Annotated in this window: 19 protein-coding genes and 1 tRNA gene; 16 read left to right on the plus strand and 4 right to left on the minus strand. The window is 42.1% G+C overall.

Annotated features, from left to right (window positions below; translation table 11 throughout):
- Positions 1 to 5: 5 nt before the first annotated feature.
- Genes PP181_RS06965 through PP181_RS06975 form a run of 3 tightly spaced genes read left to right on the plus strand, consistent with a single transcriptional unit; the run spans position 6 to position 3,849 of the window.
- The gene (locus PP181_RS06965; RefSeq protein WP_272636511.1) at positions 6 to 1,523 is read left to right on the plus strand and encodes a DUF1501 domain-containing protein; all 1,518 of its coding nucleotides are present in this window, start codon (positions 6 to 8) and stop codon (positions 1,521 to 1,523) included.
- 34 nt (positions 1,524 to 1,557) lie between these two features.
- Positions 1,558 to 2,448 (plus strand): sugar phosphate isomerase/epimerase family protein, encoded by an 891-nt coding sequence (locus PP181_RS06970; RefSeq protein ID WP_272636512.1) that lies wholly within the window; start codon positions 1,558 to 1,560, stop codon positions 2,446 to 2,448.
- Between the two features lie 6 nt (positions 2,449 to 2,454).
- Positions 2,455 to 3,849, plus strand: a complete 1,395-nt coding sequence (locus PP181_RS06975; RefSeq protein WP_272636513.1) for a c-type cytochrome domain-containing protein — start codon at positions 2,455 to 2,457, stop codon at positions 3,847 to 3,849.
- A 120-nt stretch (positions 3,850 to 3,969) separates the two neighbouring features.
- Here the strand turns inward: PP181_RS06975 and PP181_RS06980 are convergent, their stop codons facing one another.
- The gene (locus tag PP181_RS06980; protein WP_272636515.1) at positions 3,970 to 4,260 is read right to left on the minus strand and encodes a hypothetical protein; all 291 of its coding nucleotides are present in this window, start codon (positions 4,258 to 4,260) and stop codon (positions 3,970 to 3,972) included.
- Between the two features lie 706 nt (positions 4,261 to 4,966).
- Between PP181_RS06980 and PP181_RS06985 the strand changes: the two genes are divergently transcribed.
- The 5 genes from PP181_RS06985 to PP181_RS07005 all read left to right on the plus strand — a co-directional run bounded on the left by PP181_RS06985 (position 4,967) and on the right by PP181_RS07005 (position 9,400).
- On the plus strand, positions 4,967 to 5,347 hold the full coding sequence (locus tag PP181_RS06985) for a hypothetical protein (RefSeq protein ID WP_272636516.1): 381 nt from the start codon (positions 4,967 to 4,969) through the stop codon (positions 5,345 to 5,347).
- Between the two features lie 444 nt (positions 5,348 to 5,791).
- Positions 5,792 to 6,139 carry a plasmid mobilization protein gene (locus PP181_RS06990; protein WP_272636518.1) on the plus strand — a complete coding sequence of 116 codons (348 nt, stop codon included), beginning with the start codon at positions 5,792 to 5,794 and terminating at the stop codon, positions 6,137 to 6,139.
- Entirely contained in the window at positions 6,129 to 7,178 is a 1,050-nt protein-coding gene (locus PP181_RS06995) for a relaxase/mobilization nuclease domain-containing protein (RefSeq protein ID WP_272636519.1), read from the plus strand. Before PP181_RS06990 ends, PP181_RS06995 begins: the two co-directional genes overlap by 11 nt.
- 28 nt (positions 7,179 to 7,206) lie before the next feature.
- Positions 7,207 to 7,473, plus strand: coding sequence for a hypothetical protein (locus tag PP181_RS07000; protein ID WP_272636520.1), 267 nt, complete (start codon positions 7,207 to 7,209; stop codon positions 7,471 to 7,473).
- A gap of 322 nt (positions 7,474 to 7,795) precedes the next feature.
- On the plus strand, positions 7,796 to 9,400 hold the full coding sequence (locus tag PP181_RS07005) for a recombinase family protein (RefSeq protein ID WP_272636522.1): 1,605 nt from the start codon (positions 7,796 to 7,798) through the stop codon (positions 9,398 to 9,400).
- Here PP181_RS07005 and PP181_RS07010 read toward each other — a convergent pair.
- A tRNA-Arg gene (locus PP181_RS07010) sits at positions 9,366 to 9,439 on the minus strand. The genes PP181_RS07005 and PP181_RS07010 overlap by 35 nt on opposite strands.
- A 79-nt stretch (positions 9,440 to 9,518) precedes the next feature.
- Here PP181_RS07010 and PP181_RS07015 point away from each other — a divergent pair.
- Positions 9,519 to 10,031, plus strand: a complete 513-nt coding sequence (locus PP181_RS07015) for an adenine phosphoribosyltransferase (protein ID WP_154916854.1) — start codon at positions 9,519 to 9,521, stop codon at positions 10,029 to 10,031.
- On the opposite strand, the gene PP181_RS07020 is transcribed toward PP181_RS07015, so the two are convergent.
- Positions 10,028 to 10,180 carry an SsrA-binding protein gene (locus PP181_RS07020; RefSeq protein WP_154916853.1) on the minus strand — a complete coding sequence of 51 codons (153 nt, stop codon included), beginning with the start codon at positions 10,178 to 10,180 and terminating at the stop codon, positions 10,028 to 10,030. The two genes, PP181_RS07015 and PP181_RS07020, sit on opposite strands and share 4 nt — an antisense overlap.
- Positions 10,181 to 10,972: 792 nt before the next feature.
- On the opposite strand from PP181_RS07020, the gene PP181_RS07025 reads away from it, so the two are divergent.
- From PP181_RS07025 to PP181_RS07035, 3 genes are read left to right on the plus strand one after another with little or no spacing between them, the layout of a single operon-like run.
- Positions 10,973 to 11,911, plus strand: coding sequence for a calcium/sodium antiporter (locus PP181_RS07025; protein ID WP_272636523.1), 939 nt, complete (start codon positions 10,973 to 10,975; stop codon positions 11,909 to 11,911).
- Positions 11,912 to 11,915: 4 nt separating this feature from the next.
- Positions 11,916 to 13,505, plus strand: a complete 1,590-nt coding sequence (locus PP181_RS07030) for a carboxypeptidase-like regulatory domain-containing protein (RefSeq protein WP_272636525.1) — start codon at positions 11,916 to 11,918, stop codon at positions 13,503 to 13,505.
- Positions 13,506 to 13,510: 5 nt separating this feature from the next.
- Positions 13,511 to 15,130, plus strand: a complete 1,620-nt coding sequence (locus PP181_RS07035) for a carboxypeptidase-like regulatory domain-containing protein (RefSeq protein ID WP_272636526.1) — start codon at positions 13,511 to 13,513, stop codon at positions 15,128 to 15,130.
- A gap of 53 nt (positions 15,131 to 15,183) precedes the next feature.
- On the opposite strand, the gene PP181_RS07040 is transcribed toward PP181_RS07035, so the two are convergent.
- Entirely contained in the window at positions 15,184 to 16,200 is a 1,017-nt protein-coding gene (locus PP181_RS07040; RefSeq protein ID WP_099545290.1) for a glutamine synthetase beta-grasp domain-containing protein, read from the minus strand.
- 191 nt (positions 16,201 to 16,391) lie between these two features.
- On the opposite strand from PP181_RS07040, the gene PP181_RS07045 reads away from it, so the two are divergent.
- The 4 genes from PP181_RS07045 (at position 16,392) to PP181_RS07060 (ending at position 21,511) form a co-directional block, all read left to right on the plus strand.
- Positions 16,392 to 18,578 carry a glutamine synthetase III family protein gene (locus PP181_RS07045; protein WP_272636528.1) on the plus strand — a complete coding sequence of 729 codons (2,187 nt, stop codon included), beginning with the start codon at positions 16,392 to 16,394 and terminating at the stop codon, positions 18,576 to 18,578.
- 94 nt (positions 18,579 to 18,672) lie between these two features.
- Positions 18,673 to 19,851 (plus strand): AIR synthase related protein, encoded by a 1,179-nt coding sequence (locus PP181_RS07050; protein WP_272636530.1) that lies wholly within the window; start codon positions 18,673 to 18,675, stop codon positions 19,849 to 19,851.
- A gap of 48 nt (positions 19,852 to 19,899) precedes the next feature.
- Positions 19,900 to 20,343: a QcrA and Rieske domain-containing protein gene (locus tag PP181_RS07055; RefSeq protein ID WP_138257500.1), complete on the plus strand. Its 444-nt coding sequence runs from the start codon at positions 19,900 to 19,902 to the stop codon at positions 20,341 to 20,343.
- A 169-nt stretch (positions 20,344 to 20,512) separates the two neighbouring features.
- Positions 20,513 to 21,511, plus strand: a complete 999-nt coding sequence (locus PP181_RS07060; RefSeq protein ID WP_272636532.1) for an FAD:protein FMN transferase — start codon at positions 20,513 to 20,515, stop codon at positions 21,509 to 21,511.
- Positions 21,512 to 21,576 lie beyond the last annotated feature (65 nt).

A 21,576-nucleotide genomic window follows, 5' to 3' on the forward strand; every position in this document is an offset into this window, starting at 1 on the left:
AGAATATGAAGCCCAACATCGATAGACTTATAGCGGAAAAGATTCAGAGGGAACTGGAGGTCAAGACAAGACGCCATTTCATCAAAAAATGCGCTACCGGTATGGGCGGTCTCGCCCTTGGTTCCATTTTTATGGGATGCGATCCCTTGGGCCTTACAAAAAAAGCATCGGGCGCAGTCTCCGGTTTCACCGAACGTGACCTGAATCCCTTGGCCACGTTGCCACCACCTTTCTCGCCCCGTGTGAAGAACGTTATTTATTTGCACATGGCCGGTGCCCCTTCCCAATTGGAGATGTTCGATTACAAACCGGAACTGGCCAAATTGAACAATCAAGAATGTCCCCAATCGCTTTTGGAGGGCAAGAAATTTGCATTCATCCGCGGTACCCCAAAATTATTGGGCCCACAGGCAACCTTTAAGCAGGAGGGCGAATCCGGGAATTGGGTGTCGGACAACTTGCCCCATTTTAAGAAGGTAGTTGACGAGGTCGCTTTCTTGAAGGCCGTACATACGGACCAGTTCAATCACGGTCCGGCGCAATTGTTCATGCATACCGGTAGTCCAAGGTTGGGTAGGCCCAGTATCGGTTCATGGGTCACCTATGGGCTTGGTTCGGAAAACCAGAACCTTCCGGGTTTTGTGGTGCTTACTTCGGGCGGAAAAGCACCAAGTGCCGGAAAAAGTGTTTGGGGAAGCGGCTTTTTGCCATCGGTATACCAAGGGGTGCAATGTCGGTCCAAAGGGGACCCGGTACTATATATAGAAGATCCTGATGGAATCACGCGTGACCTAAAAAAGAAGACCCTTCAGGCCATCAACGAGATCAATAAAAAGGAATACGCCAAATATGCCGACCCTGAAATTTTGGCCCGTATCAACCAATATGAAATGGCCTATAGGATGCAGATTGCCGTTCCGGAGGTCATGAACATAAACGACGAACCCCAGTATATCAAGGAAATGTACGGGGTGGAACCTGGTAAGGAATCCTTTGCGAACAATTGCCTTTTGGCCAGAAAACTAGTGGAAGACGGTGTACGCTTTGTACAGTTGTTCGATTGGGGTTGGGACGCCCATGGCACGGACCCAAGTACCGCCGTGGATTTGGGACTGAAGAACAAATGCAGGGAAATAGACAGGCCGATGAGCGCCTTGTTGTTGGACCTGAAACAACGAGGTTTGTTGGAGGACACCTTGGTCGTTTGGGGCGGTGAATTTGGGAGGACGCCGATGCAGGAAAATAGGGAAGGAAAGACGATGGGCTTTAAGGGCAGGGACCATCATGGCGACGCCTTTACCATGTGGATGGCAGGTGGCGGAATCAAAAAAGGGGCGTCGCACGGGCAGACCGATGCAATTGGATTCTCAGGTGTGGACGGCAGGGTATCGGTGCACGATGTGCATGCCACTATTTTGCACCTATTGGGCTTCGACCACGAACAATTTACATTTGATTTTCAGGGAAGGCCCTTCCGGTTAACGGATGTGGAGGGCGAGGTAATCCATCAAATCCTGGCCTAATAATGAAAATTTCGGAATCAATAAATCAGACTTTATGAACGCTTCATGTTACAGGGCCATCATTTTTGCGATAGTATTGCTGCTTAGTATGGACGTAATGGCCCAAGTTGAAAAAAAGGTACTTTTCTTCCAGACCGATTGGGGCCGGACCGATACCATGGATGCATTCTGTGAAAGAACAAAAGCGGCAGGTTATGACGGAATCGAGGTTTGGCTGCCCACTACGGAAAAGGAACAAAAGGAGCTTATGGAAGCACTCAGTATACATGGGCTGCTGGTAGGTTTCCTGAACGGAACCAATAAGTCCCTGCCATTTGAAGAAAGCCTAAAGGCATATGAAAATCATCTTGAAAAATTGGTCGCTTTGTCCCCTATGTACATCAATTGCCATACTGGGAGCGACTTTTTTTCATTTGAACAGAACAAGGCCTTTATTGAGTTAGCGAATAAAATTTCCAAGAAGCACGATATTCCAATTTACCATGAAACCCACCGGGGTCGATTCAGTTTTAACCTGCCCGATACCCAAAAATATCTTTCCCAAATCCTTGAACTAAAATTGAACCTGGATATCAGCCACTGGATGGTCGTACATGAGTCGTTGTTGGAAAACAACGGGGAGGATTTAAAGGAGGTGATATCACGTTCAGGTCACCTGCACGCTAGGGTGGGCCATGCCGAAGGACCGCAGGTCAACGACCCCAGGGCACCCGAATGGAAATTGGCCGTGGAAAGACATTTGGATATTTGGGAGCAAGTAATCCGTAATCATTGGGAAACGCACGATTCGTTTACGCTTACAACGGAGTTTGGGCCTCCAAACTATATGCCCACCTTGCCTTATACAAAAATACCTGTGTCCGATCAATGGCAGGCGAATTTATATATGATGGAAATAATCAAGGAGCGATTGGGGCTTCGGTAGATAAGAATGGATATATTAAAACAACTTCTAGGAAGGCTACATCCGCTCATAGTACACCTGCCAATCGGTTTCATCATTCTTGGCCTACTTCTTCAAGTCTATGACCGTAAACGTAAGCAATTGGGAAAAGTCATTGCCACCATCTATTTATGGGCCGGTTTTGCCGCTGTGATAGCCTGCCTTAGCGGGTATTTACAATATCAGGGCGAAGGCTTTTCGTATGAATCGGTTGCATGGCACCTCTGGTCCGGTATCGTAACTGCTCTGTTCTGTTTTATCATGTGGCTACGACTTGGGGAAATTTCGTTGGTCAAGCGTTTGTTAAACATCCCTACGGCCGCATTCTCCGGACTTATTTTTATCCTGATTTCCTTTACCGGACATCAGGGCGGTAACATAACCCATGGCGAGGATTATTTGGTAGAACCATTGCCCAATTCCCTAAAAGCTGCCCTTGGGTACGAAGTTTTAGAGGAAAAGGAAATTGTACTATCCGAAGAGGATTGGCAAAATGCCGTACTCTATACCGATGTTGTACAACCCATTTTGAACAACAATTGCGTGAGTTGCCATAACCCCAAAAAGGCAAAGGGCGATCTGCTTTTGAATACGCGGGAGGGCATTGAGACAAGTGGCGAAAATGCCCCTGTAGTAATGGCCAACCAACCAGAACGCAGCGATCTTTACCATAGGATGCAACTGCCAAAGGAAGACGATAAGCATATGCCCCCAGATGGAAAAAGACAACCGACGAAGGAAGAGGTGGCTTTGATCGGCGCTTGGATAGAACATGGCATGTCATTTGACGGGACCATTGGGGAAATAGGTTTGGAAAAATCCTTATTTGCATCATTTTTTCCCAAAATGATGGAAACGGATTATCCCGATAAGGAGATAATTGCCGCAGCAAAGGATAGTATCGCAAAGGTCAAAGAAATGGGACTTCATGTAGAGCCTATAAGTGAAACTACCAATTATTTGAAAGTGTCAGCGTTGAACTTACCAACCTTTGGCGATTCCCATTTTGAATTTCTTTCGCCCATTAAGGAGCAGATCGCAATTCTGGATTTGGGGGGCACCCAAATTTCGGATGCCATTTTCAAAAATCTTTTCGCTCTCCCTAACCTTACGGTTTTGAAAATGGACAATACTTCGATAACAGGAGATCAAATAGGGCTTTTGGCTTCCTTGCAACACCTTAAAAGCCTAAATATATCCAACACAAGCTTTAAGGAAGAACATTTGTCCGAACTGGGAAATTTCGGGCAATTGAAAAAAGTGTTTTTGTTCAATACCGTGGCGGACAAAACCGGCACGCATACCCTTGGTGAAGGAAAGATTATTTTGGAGTATGGCAATTATACCTTGCCACCTATAGCTTCGGATAGTATAGTTTATTAATAATGTTTAGACTGATTTGTTCAGTCTGAATGTGAAGGTGGGATTCATTTAGTTTAAAATCCTTTTTAAAGATTTCTTTATACTATTTTGTATTATTTAAATCTCAACCAATGTCTCACCTTACTTGAAACCTTCCCTAATTTCCATGATATGCGAAGAGATGTCGCATTTATTCCTGCCCAGACCATATAGCTCTATGTTATTATCGGATAGATTGTCCTCTAAAAGGTTTTTTCGTTTTTTTACCAGTCCCGGCTCAAAGCTAATTTGCATGTGTCGGGGCATATGACGATAGAAAGTTCCGAAAACGCTTGATTGTCTTTTGCCCTTTCCATAACATTTGATGAAATATTTGTACAAATGACCATTCATCTCTACCTTAAGGGCCTTCTTGATTAAATTTTTCAACATCGGGGCAAAGGCCCAGTTAAACTGGAAAATGTATTGGCATGACATGCACTGGTCAAGTAGCTTTTTCTCGAATTTTGTTTATTCATCTTTTTCGGTAGACCAGTCTGAATAAAATTTATGCTTAAATCTATTTCAAACAGAGCTCGGTTTACAGCCTCCAAACAAATGATTAATTTTCTTCATTGATTGATTTAGAATCATATTGTTTACACCTTTGGGAAGTTGGTAAGTTGCCCCTCCCAAGGTCGAGGGCAATCACCAACCTCCTCGGTTGGTATGCAAGAGCTTGTTTTTCGGGCTTTAGAGCCCTTTAAGCCAAGCACTTGCGAGTTGCATTTTTATTTCAAAGAGAATACCATCATATGCTCATATGCTCATATGACCATATGAACATTGCTATATATGATTATTTGAATTTGGTATTGATTATAGCGATATATGATTGAATAGTGCTATCACAATAGCTATATGGCAATAGTCATATTCGACGGCCGCTCTTCCTTTAGGTTCCAGAAAACGATAGCTTTAAAAGATTTGATTTCGTTTTTTTCCTCTCCCTTCCCACAAATGTCGTAGCACCATTTTTCATCTAAGGCCCAAAGCAGGGCTTTGGGTCTTTGTGGTCAGGGGAAGAAAGAGACGTTTGATAACTACCTTCGATTATTCTGGATATCGAAAATAAATGTTCTTAACTTTAAGTCAAAAAATGGACGAGAACCTCTTTTTGACACGGAGAGTAATGGACTTCCGACGGGCCTTTCCCCAGCTGATTGCCCAGTGGGAGCGGCAAATAGGAAACGGTAACCTTCATCCCGACCTTCATTTTTGTTTGGTCCTGCTGGATGATTTTCCATGGCTGAGCGCGTATTTACGTTCGTTGGATTATCGCATCGATTTTGCCCTGAACGCCTTTATCGTCCATTCCGATTTACGGAAAGATTTTGTCGATGCGGCGGGATATGACCGGTCCCTTGCCTTGGAATGGGCCAACCATGAACTTCGATTAATGTATGCGGCCCTGGACCATTCCGACACCGTAAAGCAAAATCCGAAGGCCAAGGTGTATTTTGATATTTGTGCAACCTAGCCCGGGTATTGGCCAACCATGAAATAAAGTTGATACAGAGATTCCCAATCGATTCGGGAGGTGATTGCAGAAAACTATAAAGTGAAGGTTTATCGCGGTGTATTTAATGGCTTATACTTAGATGATTTTCCAGGTATTATGGCAATATATTGGTTTGGTTATCAAATGATTCTATCCCCAATCTTTTCGAGTCGAAAATTCCAAAAGCATATATAGCCTACAGATGCTTCCCATTCCCGGGAAATCCCTTTACGAATTTTTTCTTAGCAATCTGCATTTGGTGTACATGATTTCGTGTACAGCACTCCCATTTTTATTTTCCGATCATCGATAGTTTAGCCAAAAATGAATCGGAGGTCACGAAGCAAGTTGTGTTTTTGCTAACAAAAACCCTACGCACTTCGTTTGAAGGTTGCCTTGTGATGCTCACAAAAAATATAAAAAATGGGAAGGCCAAAAAAGGAACTGACGTCGTTGAAACTGATACAGGTCAACATCAGGATGACCGTTGACGACTATATCAAGGTTTCCGATAATGCCAGGACCATTGGGCTATCGATTGCCGAATATATCCGAAGAAAGGCCACTCAAAAGTCCCTTCCAAAGAAAAAGGTAAGTCCAACCGACCGAAGGCTTTTTGTTGAACTGAGCAGGGTAGGCAACAACCTGAACCAGTTGGCCAAGTACGTAAACTCCGGTATCCGCGATCCGTACAACATTCATAAACAGTTGGAGGAAGTTAAAGCACTATTGCAATTCCTTAAATCAAATATTACGGGCAATGATAGGTAAGATAACCATAGGGAAGGATTTTTACGGTGTCTTGGCCTACAATGAAAAGAAGGTGGACGAAGGGGTGGGGTATATCATCGATTCCAATATCGAACATTCCACGCCGGTCAATATGACCCAGGAATTCAATCTGGTCAGGGAACTGCGCCCGGGACTAGGAAATGCGGTACTCCATGTTTCCCTGAACCTGCCGCATTCGGACAGTTTGAGCGATAAGGACTTTGCTTCCATTGGGAATGACTATCTAGGGAAAATGGGTTTTGACAACAACCAGTTCATTATGTACCGGCACACGGACACGCAACATGAACACATCCATATCATTGCCAACAGGGTAAGGTATTCCGGCAGACTAACAAGCGATAGCAACATCAAAAGAAGAAGCCGTGAGATACTCAACGAACTGGAAAGGAAATACGGGCTTACCCAAATCTCAGGTAACAAGAGCGCTAAAAAACCACTTACCCAAAATGAAATAGAGAAGACCCTAAGAACGGGAGATTTACCTTTAAAACTTGTCCTTCAGGACAAAATCGGTTCGGCGGTTTCAAGTGCGAAGGATACCACGGAATTTATCAAATTACTTGAACGGCAACATATATCCCCAAGATTCAATGTAAGCAAGACCACGGGAAGGGTCTCGGGCATATCGTTCAGGTATCGGGGAGTGGTGTATAAGGGCAGTACGCTAGGTAAAAAATTCTCATGGAACAGTATAACCAAACACATCGATTATGAGCAAGACAGAGACCGTAGAACTGTACTATCGGCTAATGAAAAAGAACGAGGAACTCATCCTACTGGTGAAAGAGACCATGGAACGTCAATCGGGCCTAAACCAAGAAATAATGGAAGTACAGAAGGCACTGAAAATACTGCTGAACAATCAAAAGATTATCTGGAACAAATTAAGGGAACTGGAGTAGTCGAACCTTTGGTACAAGCTACGGATTGGAACCCATTCAGATTGGAACTTCTAGACGGTAACAACAGGAAAAAGTCCAAAAGAAAGAAGAAAAGAGGGGGCCTAGGTCTATAGGATAAACCATAAAACTGAAAACATGAAAATGAAAGATAAGCTACATTTTGCTGGATTGTCCTTAGCCGAAATCCAAGTCTTGGAAATGATACGTAACAAAAGGTTCCTGTCCATCAAACTAATCATTAAAAACGGGGAAGTTGATGTTATCGAGGGATTGGAGAGGATACATACGGGAGAACGCATCATAGACCTTTTAAAGCAACATGATTTTCAAAATCTGGAAATCAAACAAAGTAATGGTAGGATTGTCTGCGTGAACAGAGTTTTTAGAAAAAAGGTAGGTCGTTCTTAAAGACTAAGGGTTGTTGACCAATGATTGATAAGTATGGGATAAAATAGTGTTCCCGCAAGGGATTCACAAGATTAAAAAAGGTAAATTAAAGCCTGCTTTTACAAATACGGAAGTAACCTTCAAGACACAGGAGCTGCCGAGATGTATAGGTAATGTCAAATTCAGTATTTGGACCAAAGCGGAAAAAAGGAACATGCAATAGTACATGGCTCAAAACTTTTAACGGTTTTGAGGAATATTCGGAGGAAGAAGCGGAAAGAATTTTGGAACAGCTCGGGGAACTCGCCAACATAGTTTGCCGCCATGTACAAAAAACGGGCATATGAATTTAGAGGTATTCGGTCAATTCGCGAAAAAGGAAAAGGGAAGGGTCATTGGAAAGAACCAAACGGCCGTGATATACACCCGCGTGTCCAGTAAGGAGCAATTCGACAACAATGCCAGTCTCACTACCCAATTGAAATATTGCCAGGAATACGCACTCAGAAAGGAATTGGAGGTATTGGAATATTTTGGGGGAACCTACGAATCCGCCAAGAGCGATGAGCGTAGGGAATTCCAAAGGATGCTCAATTACGTCAAAAGAAGAAAGAACATCGGTTATATCATTGTCTATTCCTACGACAGGTTCTCAAGAACGGGGGCGAACGGTGCCTATATCAGCGAGCAGCTGAAAAAGCAAGGGGTCGCCGTAATATCGGCCACACAGGAAATCGATGTGACCACAAGTGCGGGCAATTTCCAGGAAAACCTGTACCATATGTTCTCCCACTTTGACAACCAAGTGCGAAGGGACAAATCCATTACCGGAATGCGGGAAAAGTTACGAAGGGGCCATTGGACCGGAGCCTACCCGTTTGGATACACCAATACGAATCCCGGTAAAGGAAAGACCCCAAATTTCGTGATCACGGGGGAAGGAAAGCTTTTAAAACAGGCCTTTTTATGGAAGGCCAACCAAAATATGTCCCATGTCGAGATTGCAAAACGCCTGAAGGAAAAGGGCTTGGATATTCATGCAAAAAAATTGACCGACCTTTTTAGGAACCCTTTCTACTGCGGACTTATTGTCAATAGCCTGATTCCGGGAGAGGTAGTCCCGGGAAAACACGAGGCCCTGATTTCGAAAGAGGTTTTTTTGAAGATACACAATCTGTTACATACTGGGGATACGCCCAAAAAATATTCATATGATGACGAAAACCTACCTCTGAAACAGTTCGTCAGGTCTTCGGTTTGCGGCACACCATACACCGGTTTTATAGTGCGGAAAAAGGGTCTTTACTATTACAAGAACCGACGAAAAGGAAGTAGGGAGAACAGGAGCGCCAAAAAGCTACATCAGGAGTTCCTGAACGTTCTGGGTGAATATACGATTGCGGATAAAAAGTACATCGAACCCCTGACCGAAATCATTCACGATACCCTGCTGGACAAAAACCAGGAAGCTTTGGAAGACCAAAAAAGGTTGTCCAAAGAACTGGATCAGGTAAAGGAGCGAATAGGTACATTGGAAAGAAGGTTCGTTCTGTTGAACGAGATTACCAAGTCCCAATATGATCTTTTCATGCCCGAACTGAAGGCCGAAAAAAGGGAACTAGAAATGAAATTGGAGAACAGCGGTATAAATAGTTCAAACCTCAAAAAGTCGGTAAAACTGGCACTTGGTTATGCCTGTAACCTTCCTAAATTGTGGGAGTCAGGTGATTTGGAAACCAAAAGGGCCTTACAATATATGGTCTTCCCGGATGGGATTGGGTATGACTTCAAAAACAAGGCAGTTCAAACTATTAGGGTCAATGAGATTTTCGGAGCAATCTCCTCATTTTCAAGAGATTCAAGGGAAATAAAAAACGGGAATTTCCACTCGTTTAGTGAAAAATCCCGTTTAGTGACCTCGACAGGATTCAAACCTGTAACCTTCTGAGCCGTAATCAGATGCGCTATTCAGTTGCGCCACGAGGCCATATTTCACTTTTCCCTAAAGCGGGGTGCAAATATATTTCTTTTTACATTTACCACAAAATTAAGACCCTTTATAATATATGGATTTCAAAAGTTATATAAGAGATGTGCCAGATTTCCCAAAACCAGGAATCATCTTTAAAGATATAACTCCCTTATTACAGAGTCATTGGGCTTTAAGTAGTGCTGCTGATAGTCTTATTAAGGACTTGAAAAAGGAGGATATAGACAAAGTTGTTGGTATGGAAAGTAGGGGGTTTATTTTTGGACCTATGCTAGCGGAGCGATTGGAATCCGGATTTGTACCTATTAGGAAACCGGGGAAATTACCTTATAAAACCTTGAGCGAATCATATAATTTGGAGTATGGTACAGATACCTTGGAGATTCATGTGGACGGTATAACCAAAGGGGATAGGGTTTTAATTCATGATGACGTTTTGGCGACAGGTGGAACCGCTTTGGCAACTACCAAATTGGTCGAAAAATTGGGAGGTATCATCGTACAATGTAATTTTTTGATTGAACTCTCTTTTCTAAACGGAAGGGAAAAAATCAAACCTTTTAAGGTAAAATCCTTGATAACCTACTAATCCAAAGCGCGGGTAGTAACATAGTATCTCCAACCAATAACGGCCAGTTGGAATTTACTGGCTTTGGATAAATCCAATTGTTTTTCTGAATATGAGGGCAATATAGCCTTATTCATCTTTGCCAAAAATTTAAAAAAACTTTTTTTCAAAACAATGGTTTTATCAAAAATACAAAAATTGGTTACATTCTAATTTGACCTTCATTTATATTGTGTTAGTAATTACTATCCTTTCTCAAAATCTATGTTATACTCCATTTATGTAAAATTATAACCGGGCCCGGCATTTTAATTGGTTTCTACAGATTTTCTCAAAGATTGTGGATGAAAATACTTATTATGATGAATAGTATGAGCTTAAATAAATTAATCATTTTTAAAAGTTTTAGGTTATACCATTGTTGATTATAATCGATTATTCGAATAATATATAATGGAGTTTCGCTTCCATCCAAGTAATTTTAGTTAAATCGATATATTTGAATACAAGTATGTAAGTGAAATAATGTGATATGTTGTAATATTTGGAATCAATCCTACATTGATGTGATAAAATGTAATAACTAAGGGTCTTTTATCTTACATTTTATAATTTTTACAGGGATTAAATGGGAGGTTTCCAAAAGTTGTAGGGGCATTTCATAAAAATTTCTTCGGTTTTCTCCGATTTCATTTTTTTTACAAATGAAGAATGGCTTAATTGAGAAGAAACTTTTCTTTTTTAGGAAGGTTTGTTAAGGTGCAAGCAAATCATTAAAAGTTCGATTTGCTATGCTTATCTCAAATGCCCGATGTTCGTAGTGATTTTCATTCACTAACTACCATTTATGGTATTTTCATGCAATGGGAATTTATCTCCTCCATTTTATCTCCGATCGGGTATTAAAAACTATTGCCTTGAAATCTTGTGGCTTCAATTATATTTGTGTGTAAACGTGTTATATGCAAAATGTACTTTTTGTTTTAATAGGACTTGTGTTGTTGATTGCCGGCGGGAGTTGGTTGTTGAAGTCGGCCGTCGCCATTTCGTTGCGGTTGAGCATACCCAAAATTGTCATAGGCATGACCGTGGTGTCCTTTGCTACATCGGCGCCTGAGCTTATCGTAAGTATAAAGGCGGCCTTGGATGGCTTTCCGGACTTGGCCCTGGGAAACGTGGTGGGATCAAATATCGCCAATCTCGGTTTGGTGTTGGCGGTGACGGTCATTTTGGGAAGTATAGATGTGCGAAAAAGTTTTTATACGACGGACTGGCCTGTAATGATGCTTGCTTCAGTACTGTTTTTCGGCTTTATCTATTTTGATGGCAACTTGAGCAGGGTAGAAGGAATAATTATGGTCTCTTTTCTATTCTTTTTTCTGGTATACCTCCTTCGTTTCCAAAAAACGGCCGTTGTGGATGAAATGCCCGAAGACGATATACCCTTGCCTTTATATAAAACCGTGCTGTTTCTGGGTCTGGGCGGTGTTGCGCTTTGGGGAGGGTCCGAGTTGCTCATAAAGGGTGCCGTTGGACTAGCATCTTCTTTTGGGGTAAGTGACAGGGTCATTGGTATTACTGTTGTCTCCGTAGGGACGAGTATTCCGGAGTTGGCGGCCTCCGTCATCGCGGTATTGAAAAAGGAAAAGGCCATTTCCGTGGGTAATTTGATAGGTTCCAATATTTTTAATCTATTGGCGGTTTTGGGTATCACGGCGATAGTCTCGCCTATTTATGTGGTGGATACCGGTCTTTTGGAGAACGATATCTTTTGGATGCTGGGAATATCCTTCGTTATACTTCCGTTGGTGTTTTTTCCAAAAGGACTGCGATTGGGATGGCGGGATGGTTTAATCCTTTTAGGAATTTACGTATCTTTTGTGTACGTAACGATAACCTGATTCTATGCATTGCAACCGATGGCCCATCCTTTTCTTTCTTCTTATGGCCTCGGTCTGTTGGGCCCAGGAAGCGGGTTTTGTCAGGGGCACGGTTTTGGATGGAGAAACCAAGGAACCGGTGGTTTTTGCCACCGTTCGTATTTTGGGAAAGGCCAAAGGGGTCATTACGAACATGGATGGTAGTTTTCGTTTGCCTTTGGAATTTAGGGAGGCTGGGGAGTCCATTGCGATTACTTCCATGGGCTATACTAAAAAAGAGTATGGATTGCAGCAATTGTCACCCAGTGACATCAACATTATTTATTTGGAAGCTGGGGTATTGGAACTTTCAGAAGCTGTAGTCAAAGCAAAGGGAAAGCGTTTCAGAAACCTAAATGCCAAACAAATCGTTCAAAAGGCCATTGATGCCATACCCAACAATTATCCTGCTACTTCCTTTTCATTAGTAGGATATTACCGTGACTACCAGTATAAAGATAGTACCTATCTAAATTTAAATGAAGGCATTTTCGAGGTCTTCGACCAAGGTTTCGATCAATTAGATGATTCAAATACAGAATCCTTGATATACCAATGGTCCACAAATACCGACTTTCCCCAAGATTCATCGGCAAGACAATCATATAATTACAAGTCTTTGAGCAAGGTAATAGAAAAGGCTCGCTTGGATGCCCATGGAGGAAACGAATTTAGAATCCTTAGGATTCATGACGCAATTCGTAATTTCAACGTGGGGTCCTATGATTTCATAGGAACGATGAAAACCGATTTCACGAAAAACCATTACTTTCTAAGAGGGGCCGATACTACCAAGGACGGTAACGAACTGTACACCATAAAATTCCGGATTTTTTTCCCCAATTACAGGGCAAACGGTACGATTTATATTTCAAAATTCGATTTTGCCATCCATAGATTGGAATACACCATGTACGATGAAAAAAAGAAGGGTGATGATAAAAAGCGCAACAAGCATGGCCATTTCCAAAAACCCATATTTGATATTACTACGGAGTATAATAGTCAAGATGGCAATATGTACTTAAACTATATTTCTTTCCATAATACCTTTATTTTGAATGTGCCGCCCGTGTTTCGGGTGGACGATTATGCTGTTGATTTTGATGAGCAATGCTTTACGGTAGAATATAATACTCGGCCCCTAGAGGAATTAGCTATGGATCTGAAAAATTACGATGTTGAATTTAAAAACAGAAGAGTAAAAATCAGAACTATCAAAAGACTTAAGAATAAAATCTATTTGATTCCTGCACTTATTGATGAGAAAAAATATGAGATATTCGGTGAAATTTTAGATGCAGTAAAAAAGGAAAAGGACCTGAATGAACTTGTGAGCATAAAGGTCTCCAATGTGAGAGATACCTTGGGTAATCTCGTGAATAAATGGACGGCTCCAGAATATGAGCAATACCGTGAGTTTTTTGTCCAAGAGGTAAAACCGGATAACAGGGCCCCTTTTGATGGTTTATTTATGGACAAAGCCGTGCCTTTGTTTGGGGAACAGCCCATGGATGAACCAGCAAATGGTGAGTACTATTGGATGAATACGCCGCTAAAGAAATCTATAAATTAATTGCTATGATACGAACATACAAATTGGTTTTATTGGTCTTTTCTCTGCTTTATGGAATCACCAATGCCGTTGGCCAAGATGTGGGTTATATTATAGGACAGTTGGTAGATACTGAAAAAAATGAGGCCATCCCTTTTGCTACGATTAGAATCAGGGATAAAGCCGTGGGTGTCATTAGCAATGTTGATGGTACTTTTAAAGTACCCCTTGAATTTAAGGAGATTGGTGAGGTTCTTGAGATATCCTGTCTTGGTTACCAAACCCTCCTTGTTGAGCTAAGTACTTTAATGGAAAATGAGGTAAACATTGTTCCACTCAAGCCCAGTGCCTTTGAGCTTCAGGAAGCGGTGGTGTCAGCGGAGATAAAAAAGTTGAGTGCAAAACAGATTGTAAAAATTGCGATAAATAGTATTTCCCAAAACTATCCACAAAATGCTTTTGGTCTTGTGGGGTATTACCGCGATTATCAGGTTAAGGACAAAAACTATATAAATCTTAGCGAAGCACTCATTAAGGTCAATGACAAGGGTTTTGACGTTCACGATAACTTTGGAAATAGTTATCAGTTGTTGTCTTTTGGCCTAAATACAGATTTTGTAGTAGATTCCTTTGCCAAACAGCCTTACGATTATGAAAGACAAAATAAAATTGTACCAAGTGCCAAAATGGTCAACGATGGTGGCAATGAATTCATAACCTTGAGCATTCATGACGCCATAAGGAATTACGGTTTAGAGTCATTCTCCTTCATAAATGATTTACGGACAGACTTTGTGGAAAGCCACAATTTCAGGCTGCAGCGAACTACCAATTATAAATCACAACAGATTTATGAGATAATATTTAGTTTTAGGAATAATGATTATAGGGCAGAGGGCACCATCCATATAAATAAAGATGATTATGCCATACACAAGCTCAACTACTATCTATACAAACGAAAAAAACCTGGGGATAGGAGTAGCGCCGTGAACGCCGATGAGCGTTTCTCAGATGGTTTCAACAAGATGAACGGGGAACTTTTGTATCATATCCAATCAGAATATGCCCGTGGCCAGGCCAATAAAATGTTCCTGAGCTATATTTCTTTCTATAATAAAGTTTTGGTGCAAAGGCCGGCGGAATTCAAATCCAAATTCGTTATAAATTTAGAAGATAAGTCCTTTAAGATTCAAGTAAATAAAGTACCGGCAGAGTTGGATAAAATAAGAACACGGGATTTTAAAGTTAGTTATAGGAAAGATGCTGTACCGATTAAGGAATTCTGGTTTCAGGAAGACGAGCGCACTTTTATTGTTTGTCCCCATGTTGGTTACGAGCGGGCAGAACAGTTGTTTAAAGGATTGTTTTTGGAAAGGGATAATTTGCAGGTCGCTGATGTAAAATATAGTTATAGGGATATTAAGGACAGCTTGGGCAATAAACTCGACGAGCGAAAATGGGAATACATTCACCAGTATAGGGAGTTCTTTGTGCAGGAAGCCACTCTGGGCCATCAGTTGATTTCTGAAAATGAAGAAATGGCAAAAAATTTGCCTTTGGATAGTCCAAAACAACCCGTCTTAAGAGATTACTTGGAAGGGAACTACTGGATGAACACGCCGCTTCCCACCATCCAAAACTAAAAAAGCCTCGAAAAATTCGAGGCCTTTCTTATCAACAATTAATTTTTACTTTTTTAAACTTTCGCAGACTTCACGGTCTTAACGATTCTTCCTGCAATTTTGTATGGGTCACCGTTTGAAGCCGGACGTCTGTCTTCCAACCATCCTTTCCAACCACTTTCCACGGTTGCAATAGGAATACGGATCGAAGCCCCACGGTCAGAGATTCCATAACTGAAATCGTTGATGGAAGCAGTTTCATGCTTACCGGTCAAACGCTGGTCGTTGAACTCGCCATACACCTCGATATGCTCCTTAACCACAGGTCTAAAGGCCTCACATATTTTCTCGTACACTTCTTTTGAACCGGCAGTTCTCAATGTAGTATTGGAGAAGTTGGCGTGCATACCAGAACCGTTCCAGTCCATGTCCTTGCCCAATGGTTTTGGGTGGTATTCAATGTAATATCCGTAGGATTCGGTAAGACGGTCTAATAAATATCGGGCAACCCAAAGCTCGTCACCTGCTTTTTTGGCTCCCTTGGCAAACAATTGGAATTCCCATTGTCCACACGCAACCTCTTGGTTGATACCTTCAAAGTTGATACCGGCCGCGATACAAAGATCGGCATGCTCCTCAACAATATCCCTTCCATGTGTGTTCTTTCCACCTACGGAGCAATAGTATAGACCTTGGGGTGCGGGATAACCACCTATTGGAAAGCCCAATGGTAGTTGTGTGTGGGTGTCCATAATAAAATATTCCTGCTCAAAACCAAACCAGAAGTCGTTATCATCATCATCTATAGTGGCCCTACCGTTTGACTCATGAGGGGTACCGTCAGCATTTAGAACTTCCGTCATTACCAACCAACCATCTTTTCTTGCCGGGTCCGGAAACAAGGCTACGGGTTTTAACAAACAATCCGAAGATCCTCCTTCTGCCTGTCTCGTGGAACTACCATCAAAGGACCACATTGGACAGTCTTCCAATTTTCCGCCAAATTTGTTGACCACCTTGGTCTTGCTTCTCATGTTTTGAGTTGGGTAGTATCCATCCAACCAAATGTATTCTAATTTAATCTTGCTCATAATTATTGGTAGTTATATTACAATTTAAAAAGACGACCAAAAATATGTTTTTTTCAGGTATCTAGGTATTTTTTGGGGGTTAAATCTCCAAGATTTCAATAAATAATATGATACCCCTAATTTTTATCGGGTATTTTGTCAAATAAATATTTTTTGCACTTAAATTTGTCGAATTAATAATTTACTATAACATGTCCATACCCAGATTTGAAGCCATTGTCCAGAGCCTAAAAAGAGAGGCCATTACCGTAGAGGAAAAAGGAAGACGTTCCGATATTTTTGGTTTGAGTGTTTTCAATGAGGCCAAAATGCTTCAATATTTGACCAAGGATGCCTATGAGAGCTTGAAGGATGCCATTGTTACGGGTTCCAAAATTGACCGTAAGATTGCAGACCAGGTTGCAGAGGCCATTAAAGGTTGGGCTATTACCATGGGTGCTACCCATTATACCCATTGGTTTCAGCCTTTGACCGGGGCAACAGCTGAAAAACACGATGCATTTTTCGATCTAACGTTGGACGGTAGGGCCTTGGAGAAGTTCGGTGGCGGACAATTGGTGCAACAGGAGCCCGATGCGTCCAGCTTTCCAAGTGGTGGTATACGCAATACTTTTGAAGCAAGGGGATATACAGCATGGGACCCTACATCTCCTGCATTCATATACGGAACTACGCTATGTATACCCACCATTTTTGTTTCTTATACTGGCGAGGCCTTGGATAATAAAGCGCCCTTGTTAAGGGCATTGAGCGCTGTAGATGAAGCGGCGACCAACGTGGCAAAATATTTTGATAAAAACGTCACAAAAGTGAACGCTACCTTAGGATGGGAGCAGGAGTACTTTTTAATTGATAAGGCATTGGCACATTCTAGGCCGGACATAATCATTACCGGCCGAACCCTAATGGGAGTATCGGCGGCCAAGGGCCAACAGTTGGACGATCACTATTTTGGGGTGATTCCACGTAGGGTGCTGGGTTTTATGAGCGATCTGGAAAAAGAGTGCACCAAATTAGGGATTCCTGTGAAGACCAGGCACAACGAAGTTGCCCCAAACCAGTTTGAATTGGCCCCTGTTTTTGAGGAGGCCAATTTGGCCGTGGACCATAACCTATTGCTGATGGATGTTATGGATAAAATTGCGGACAGACATCATTTGAAAGTATTGTTCCATGAAAAGCCTTTTGCAGGTGTAAATGGTTCCGGAAAGCACAACAACTGGTCTTTGGCCACGGATACGGGCGTGAATTTGTTGAGTCCGGGTTCCACGCCCATGAAGAACCTACAGTTTCTTACCTTTTTTGTGAATACCATAAAGGCGGTGGATACCTATGAGGAAGTCTTGAGGTCTTCCATTGCATCGGCGAGCAACGACCATCGTTTGGGTGCCAACGAGGCCCCGCCGGCTATTTTTTCAATTTTTATCGGGAAACAATTGAGCAACGTTCTGGACGAACTGGAAGGGGTTTCCCAAGGAAAACTATCTCCGGAGGAGAAAACGGAACTTAAACTGAATGTTGTTGGCAAGATTCCTGAAATTCTTTTGGACAATACGGACCGTAACCGTACCTCGCCATTTGCTTTTACCGGGAACAAGTTTGAAATGAGGGGTGTGGGTTCCAAAACGAACTGCGCCAAGCCAATGACGGTTTTGAACACCATAGTGGCCAAACAGCTCAAGGATTTTAAAAAGGAGGTGGATATTCTTTTGGAGAAGAAGGGGCTTAAAAAGGACGAGGCCATCTTCAATGTATTGCGCGAGTATATCAAGACATGTAAAAGAATTCGCTTTGATGGTGATGGATACAGCAAGGATTGGGAGAACGAGGCAAAAAAGCGAAAATTAAGCAACAATAAAAATACGCCGGATGCCCTCCGTGTACTTGCCTCCAAGAGTACGGTTGATTTGTTCAAGTCGATGAAGGTCATGAGCGAAGTGGAACTAGGGGCAAGAATGGAGGTGGAACTGGAGACCTATGTGATGCACCTTCAGATCGAGGGACATGTGTACAGGGATATGGTATACAATTCGGTGATACCATCGGCCATCGCCTATCAGAATAAATTGATTACCAATGTATCCGGATTAAAGGAAATCTATGGCGCTGCCCACAAGGCATTTACGGAAGCCCAGCTTTCCATGATCGAAGAAATAGGGCAACACATTTCCGCTTTGAAAAAGGCAACGGATACTTTGACCGATACTCAGAATAAGGCCGATAAAATAAAGGATACCGCGAAAATGGCGGAGGCGTACTGCAATGATGTAAAACCCTATTTTGATAGCATCCGAAGCCATGCCGATCAATTGGAAAAGTTGATCGAGGACCAACTATGGCCACTGACCAAGTATAGCGAGCTATTGTTTATTAAATAATCCTGAAGCTACGGGTTCAAAAAGGCGGATATGAAATTTTATGGAGGTTGATTTTAAATTCAATTCCCCTATTTTTGCCACAAATAAAATCAAGATGTCCTCATCCCACAGTGAAAGATACAACCAGCGCGGGGTCTCCGCTTCCAAGGAAGACGTTCATAATGCCATTAAAAACATCGATAAGGGCCTGTTTCCAAAGGCCTTTTGCAAAATTGTACCCGACTATCTGACCGGCGATGAAGACTACTGTTTGGTAATGCATGCGGACGGTGCGGGAACAAAGTCTTCCTTGGCCTATATGTATTGGAAGGAGACCGGGGATATTTCCGTCTGGAAGGGTATTGCGCAGGATGCGCTCATCATGAACATTGATGATTTAATATGTGTTGGTGCTACGGACAATATCATGCTTTCTTCCACAATTGGAAGGAACAAGAATAAGATTCCCGGTGAGGTCATATCGGCCATCATTAACGGCTCCGAAGAACTGATTCGCGAATTGGAAGCTTTTGGTATCACCATCAAATCAACCGGCGGTGAAACAGCGGATGTTGGTGATCTGGTGCGGACCATCATAGTGGATTCCACTGTAACTGCTAGATTAAAAAGGGACCATGTCATTGACAATGCCAATATTCAGGAAGGGGATGTAATCGTTGGTTTGGCATCCTTTGGTCAGGCTACGTATGAAAAGGAATACAACGGGGGTATGGGCAGCAATGGACTGACTTCGGCAAGGCACGATGTTTTTGCCAAATACCTTTCCGAAAAATATCCGGAAAGTTATGATAACGAAGTTCCCGAATCTTTGGTGTACTCAGGAAAGGCAAAACTCACTGACAGTGTTGAAGGGTCCCCATTGGATGCAGGGAAATTGGTTTTGTCACCTACAAGAACCTATGCGCCCATCGTGAAGAAAATTTTGTCCAGGTATGGTAAAAAGGAGATTCACGGAATGGTCCATTGCAGTGGCGGTGCCCAAACAAAAATCCTTCATTTTATAGATAATCTACACATTATCAAGGACAATCTTTTTGATATTCCGCCTTTGTTCAAATTGATTCAGGAGCAGTCCGGCACGGATTGGAAGGAAATGTATCAGGTGTTCAATTGTGGGCACCGTTTGGAAATATATACCGATGAAACAACGGCGAATGACCTGATTTCCATTGCCCAAAGTTTTAATGTGGATGCCCAAATCGTCGGAAGGGTAGCCGCATCTCAGACCAAGAAATTGACCATAAAAAGTCAATTTGGAATCTTCGAGTATTAAGGCATACGAATAGCCCGATACGATCGTTTGTATTATAAATATCAGGCTATGCAAAGAAAGGAGTTTTTAAAAAGTTTGGGTGCCGGAGCGGCATTCGCCATAACGTTTCCCTGCTTGGGGAGCTGTTCCAAGGATAACGGCGAAAACGGAAATATCGTTGAAGAGCCTACCAACGTGGATTTTACCATCGATTTAGACGCTCCCGAAGCTGCCAATCTAGCTACCAATGGAGGGTTTATCCTCAAGAATTTGGTGGTCATTGCCAGAAATTTACAGGGCGAACTGGTCGCTGCAAGTCAGGTGTGTAGCCATGAAGGGTATGATGAGGTACGGTTTATCAACCAAAACGGCGGAATATTCTATTGTGACGTTCATGGATCTCAATTTGCCCAGGATGGCAGTAATTTAAATGCAGGAAACGGTAGGGCCACAAGACCCCTAAAGGTTTATCAAACATCACTTGATGGTACTATTTTAAGGGTATTCGAGTAATACACTGTTTGTCCCAATTCTTACAGCCATTGAATTCAGCTCCCCCAATACTGCCAATAGTAGTAAAGTTCCCCTACAATCGTTTTTCAAACGAAAGCCGAGTAACAAAAATTTGTCCGAATTTTTGGAAAATCACCGCGCAATTTAGTCGAACTAAACACGCGAAAAAATGAGGTTCCAAGTAATCATTCTATCCTTTTTCGTTTTTTGCTCCTTGTATGGCCAGGAAAAGAAATTTATTACGGTGAAACAGACCGTGACTTTAATGGGAGGCCCTTTCGAGATTACGGTAGTTTCCACGAATGAGGATTTAGGTTATATTAATATACAGGAGGCAATTGGTGAAATAGCACGTATAGAGAAGCTCATCTCTTCGTGGGACGAGAACTCGGAAACACATGCAATCAATAAAAATGCAGGTATCAAACCAGTAAAAGTGAGCTTAGAGCTCTTTAAGCTGATAGAACGTTGCAAACAAATCTCCGATATAACAGATGGTGCTTTTGACATTTCCTTTGCCGCTTTGGACAATCTTTGGGATTTTCAAGGGCCAATGTCGGCTAAGCCAACGCATATAGAAATAAGTAAAGGGCTTTCAAAGGTCAATTATAGGGACATTAGTCTTGATGAAAATAATTTAACAGTGTTCCTTACAAAGCCAGGCATGAAGATTTCGTTTGGGGCCATTGGAAAGGGATATGCCGTTGACAGGGCAAAGGACTTGCTGGTATCAAAAAAGGTTATCGCAGGGATGATAAATGCCTCTGGAGATCTTACAACATGGGGCACTAAGGCCAGTGGGGAAAAATGGATGTTAGGGGTTGCAAATCCCAATAATAGGACCAAGGTATTTTCGTGGCTGCCCATTGTGGAATCTTCCGTGGCTACCTCCGGAAACAAGGAGAGATACGTACTAATAAATAATGAAAAATATAAGGATATCCTAGATCCAAGAACCGGTTACCCTATTAGTGACCAAATACAAAGTGTTTCAATTTTTTCCAAAAATGCTGAACTTTGCGATGCCCTGGCCACAGCCATTATGGTTATGGGCACCAATGCTGGACTTGCCTTAGTAAACCAATTAGGGGATACAGAGGTAATCATTGTAGACTCAGAAAACAAAATGCATAAAAGTACTGGATTGATTCTCAATCAAATTCCGTGAATTGCAGTTTTCGAAAAACGCATTTTAAGACACTTTTTTCTTCTTTAAAACTATGTAATGGTCAG

The sequence above is a fragment of the Maribacter sp. PR66 genome, from assembly GCF_028464205.1.
GTDB lineage: Bacteria > Bacteroidota > Bacteroidia > Flavobacteriales > Flavobacteriaceae > Maribacter > Maribacter flavus.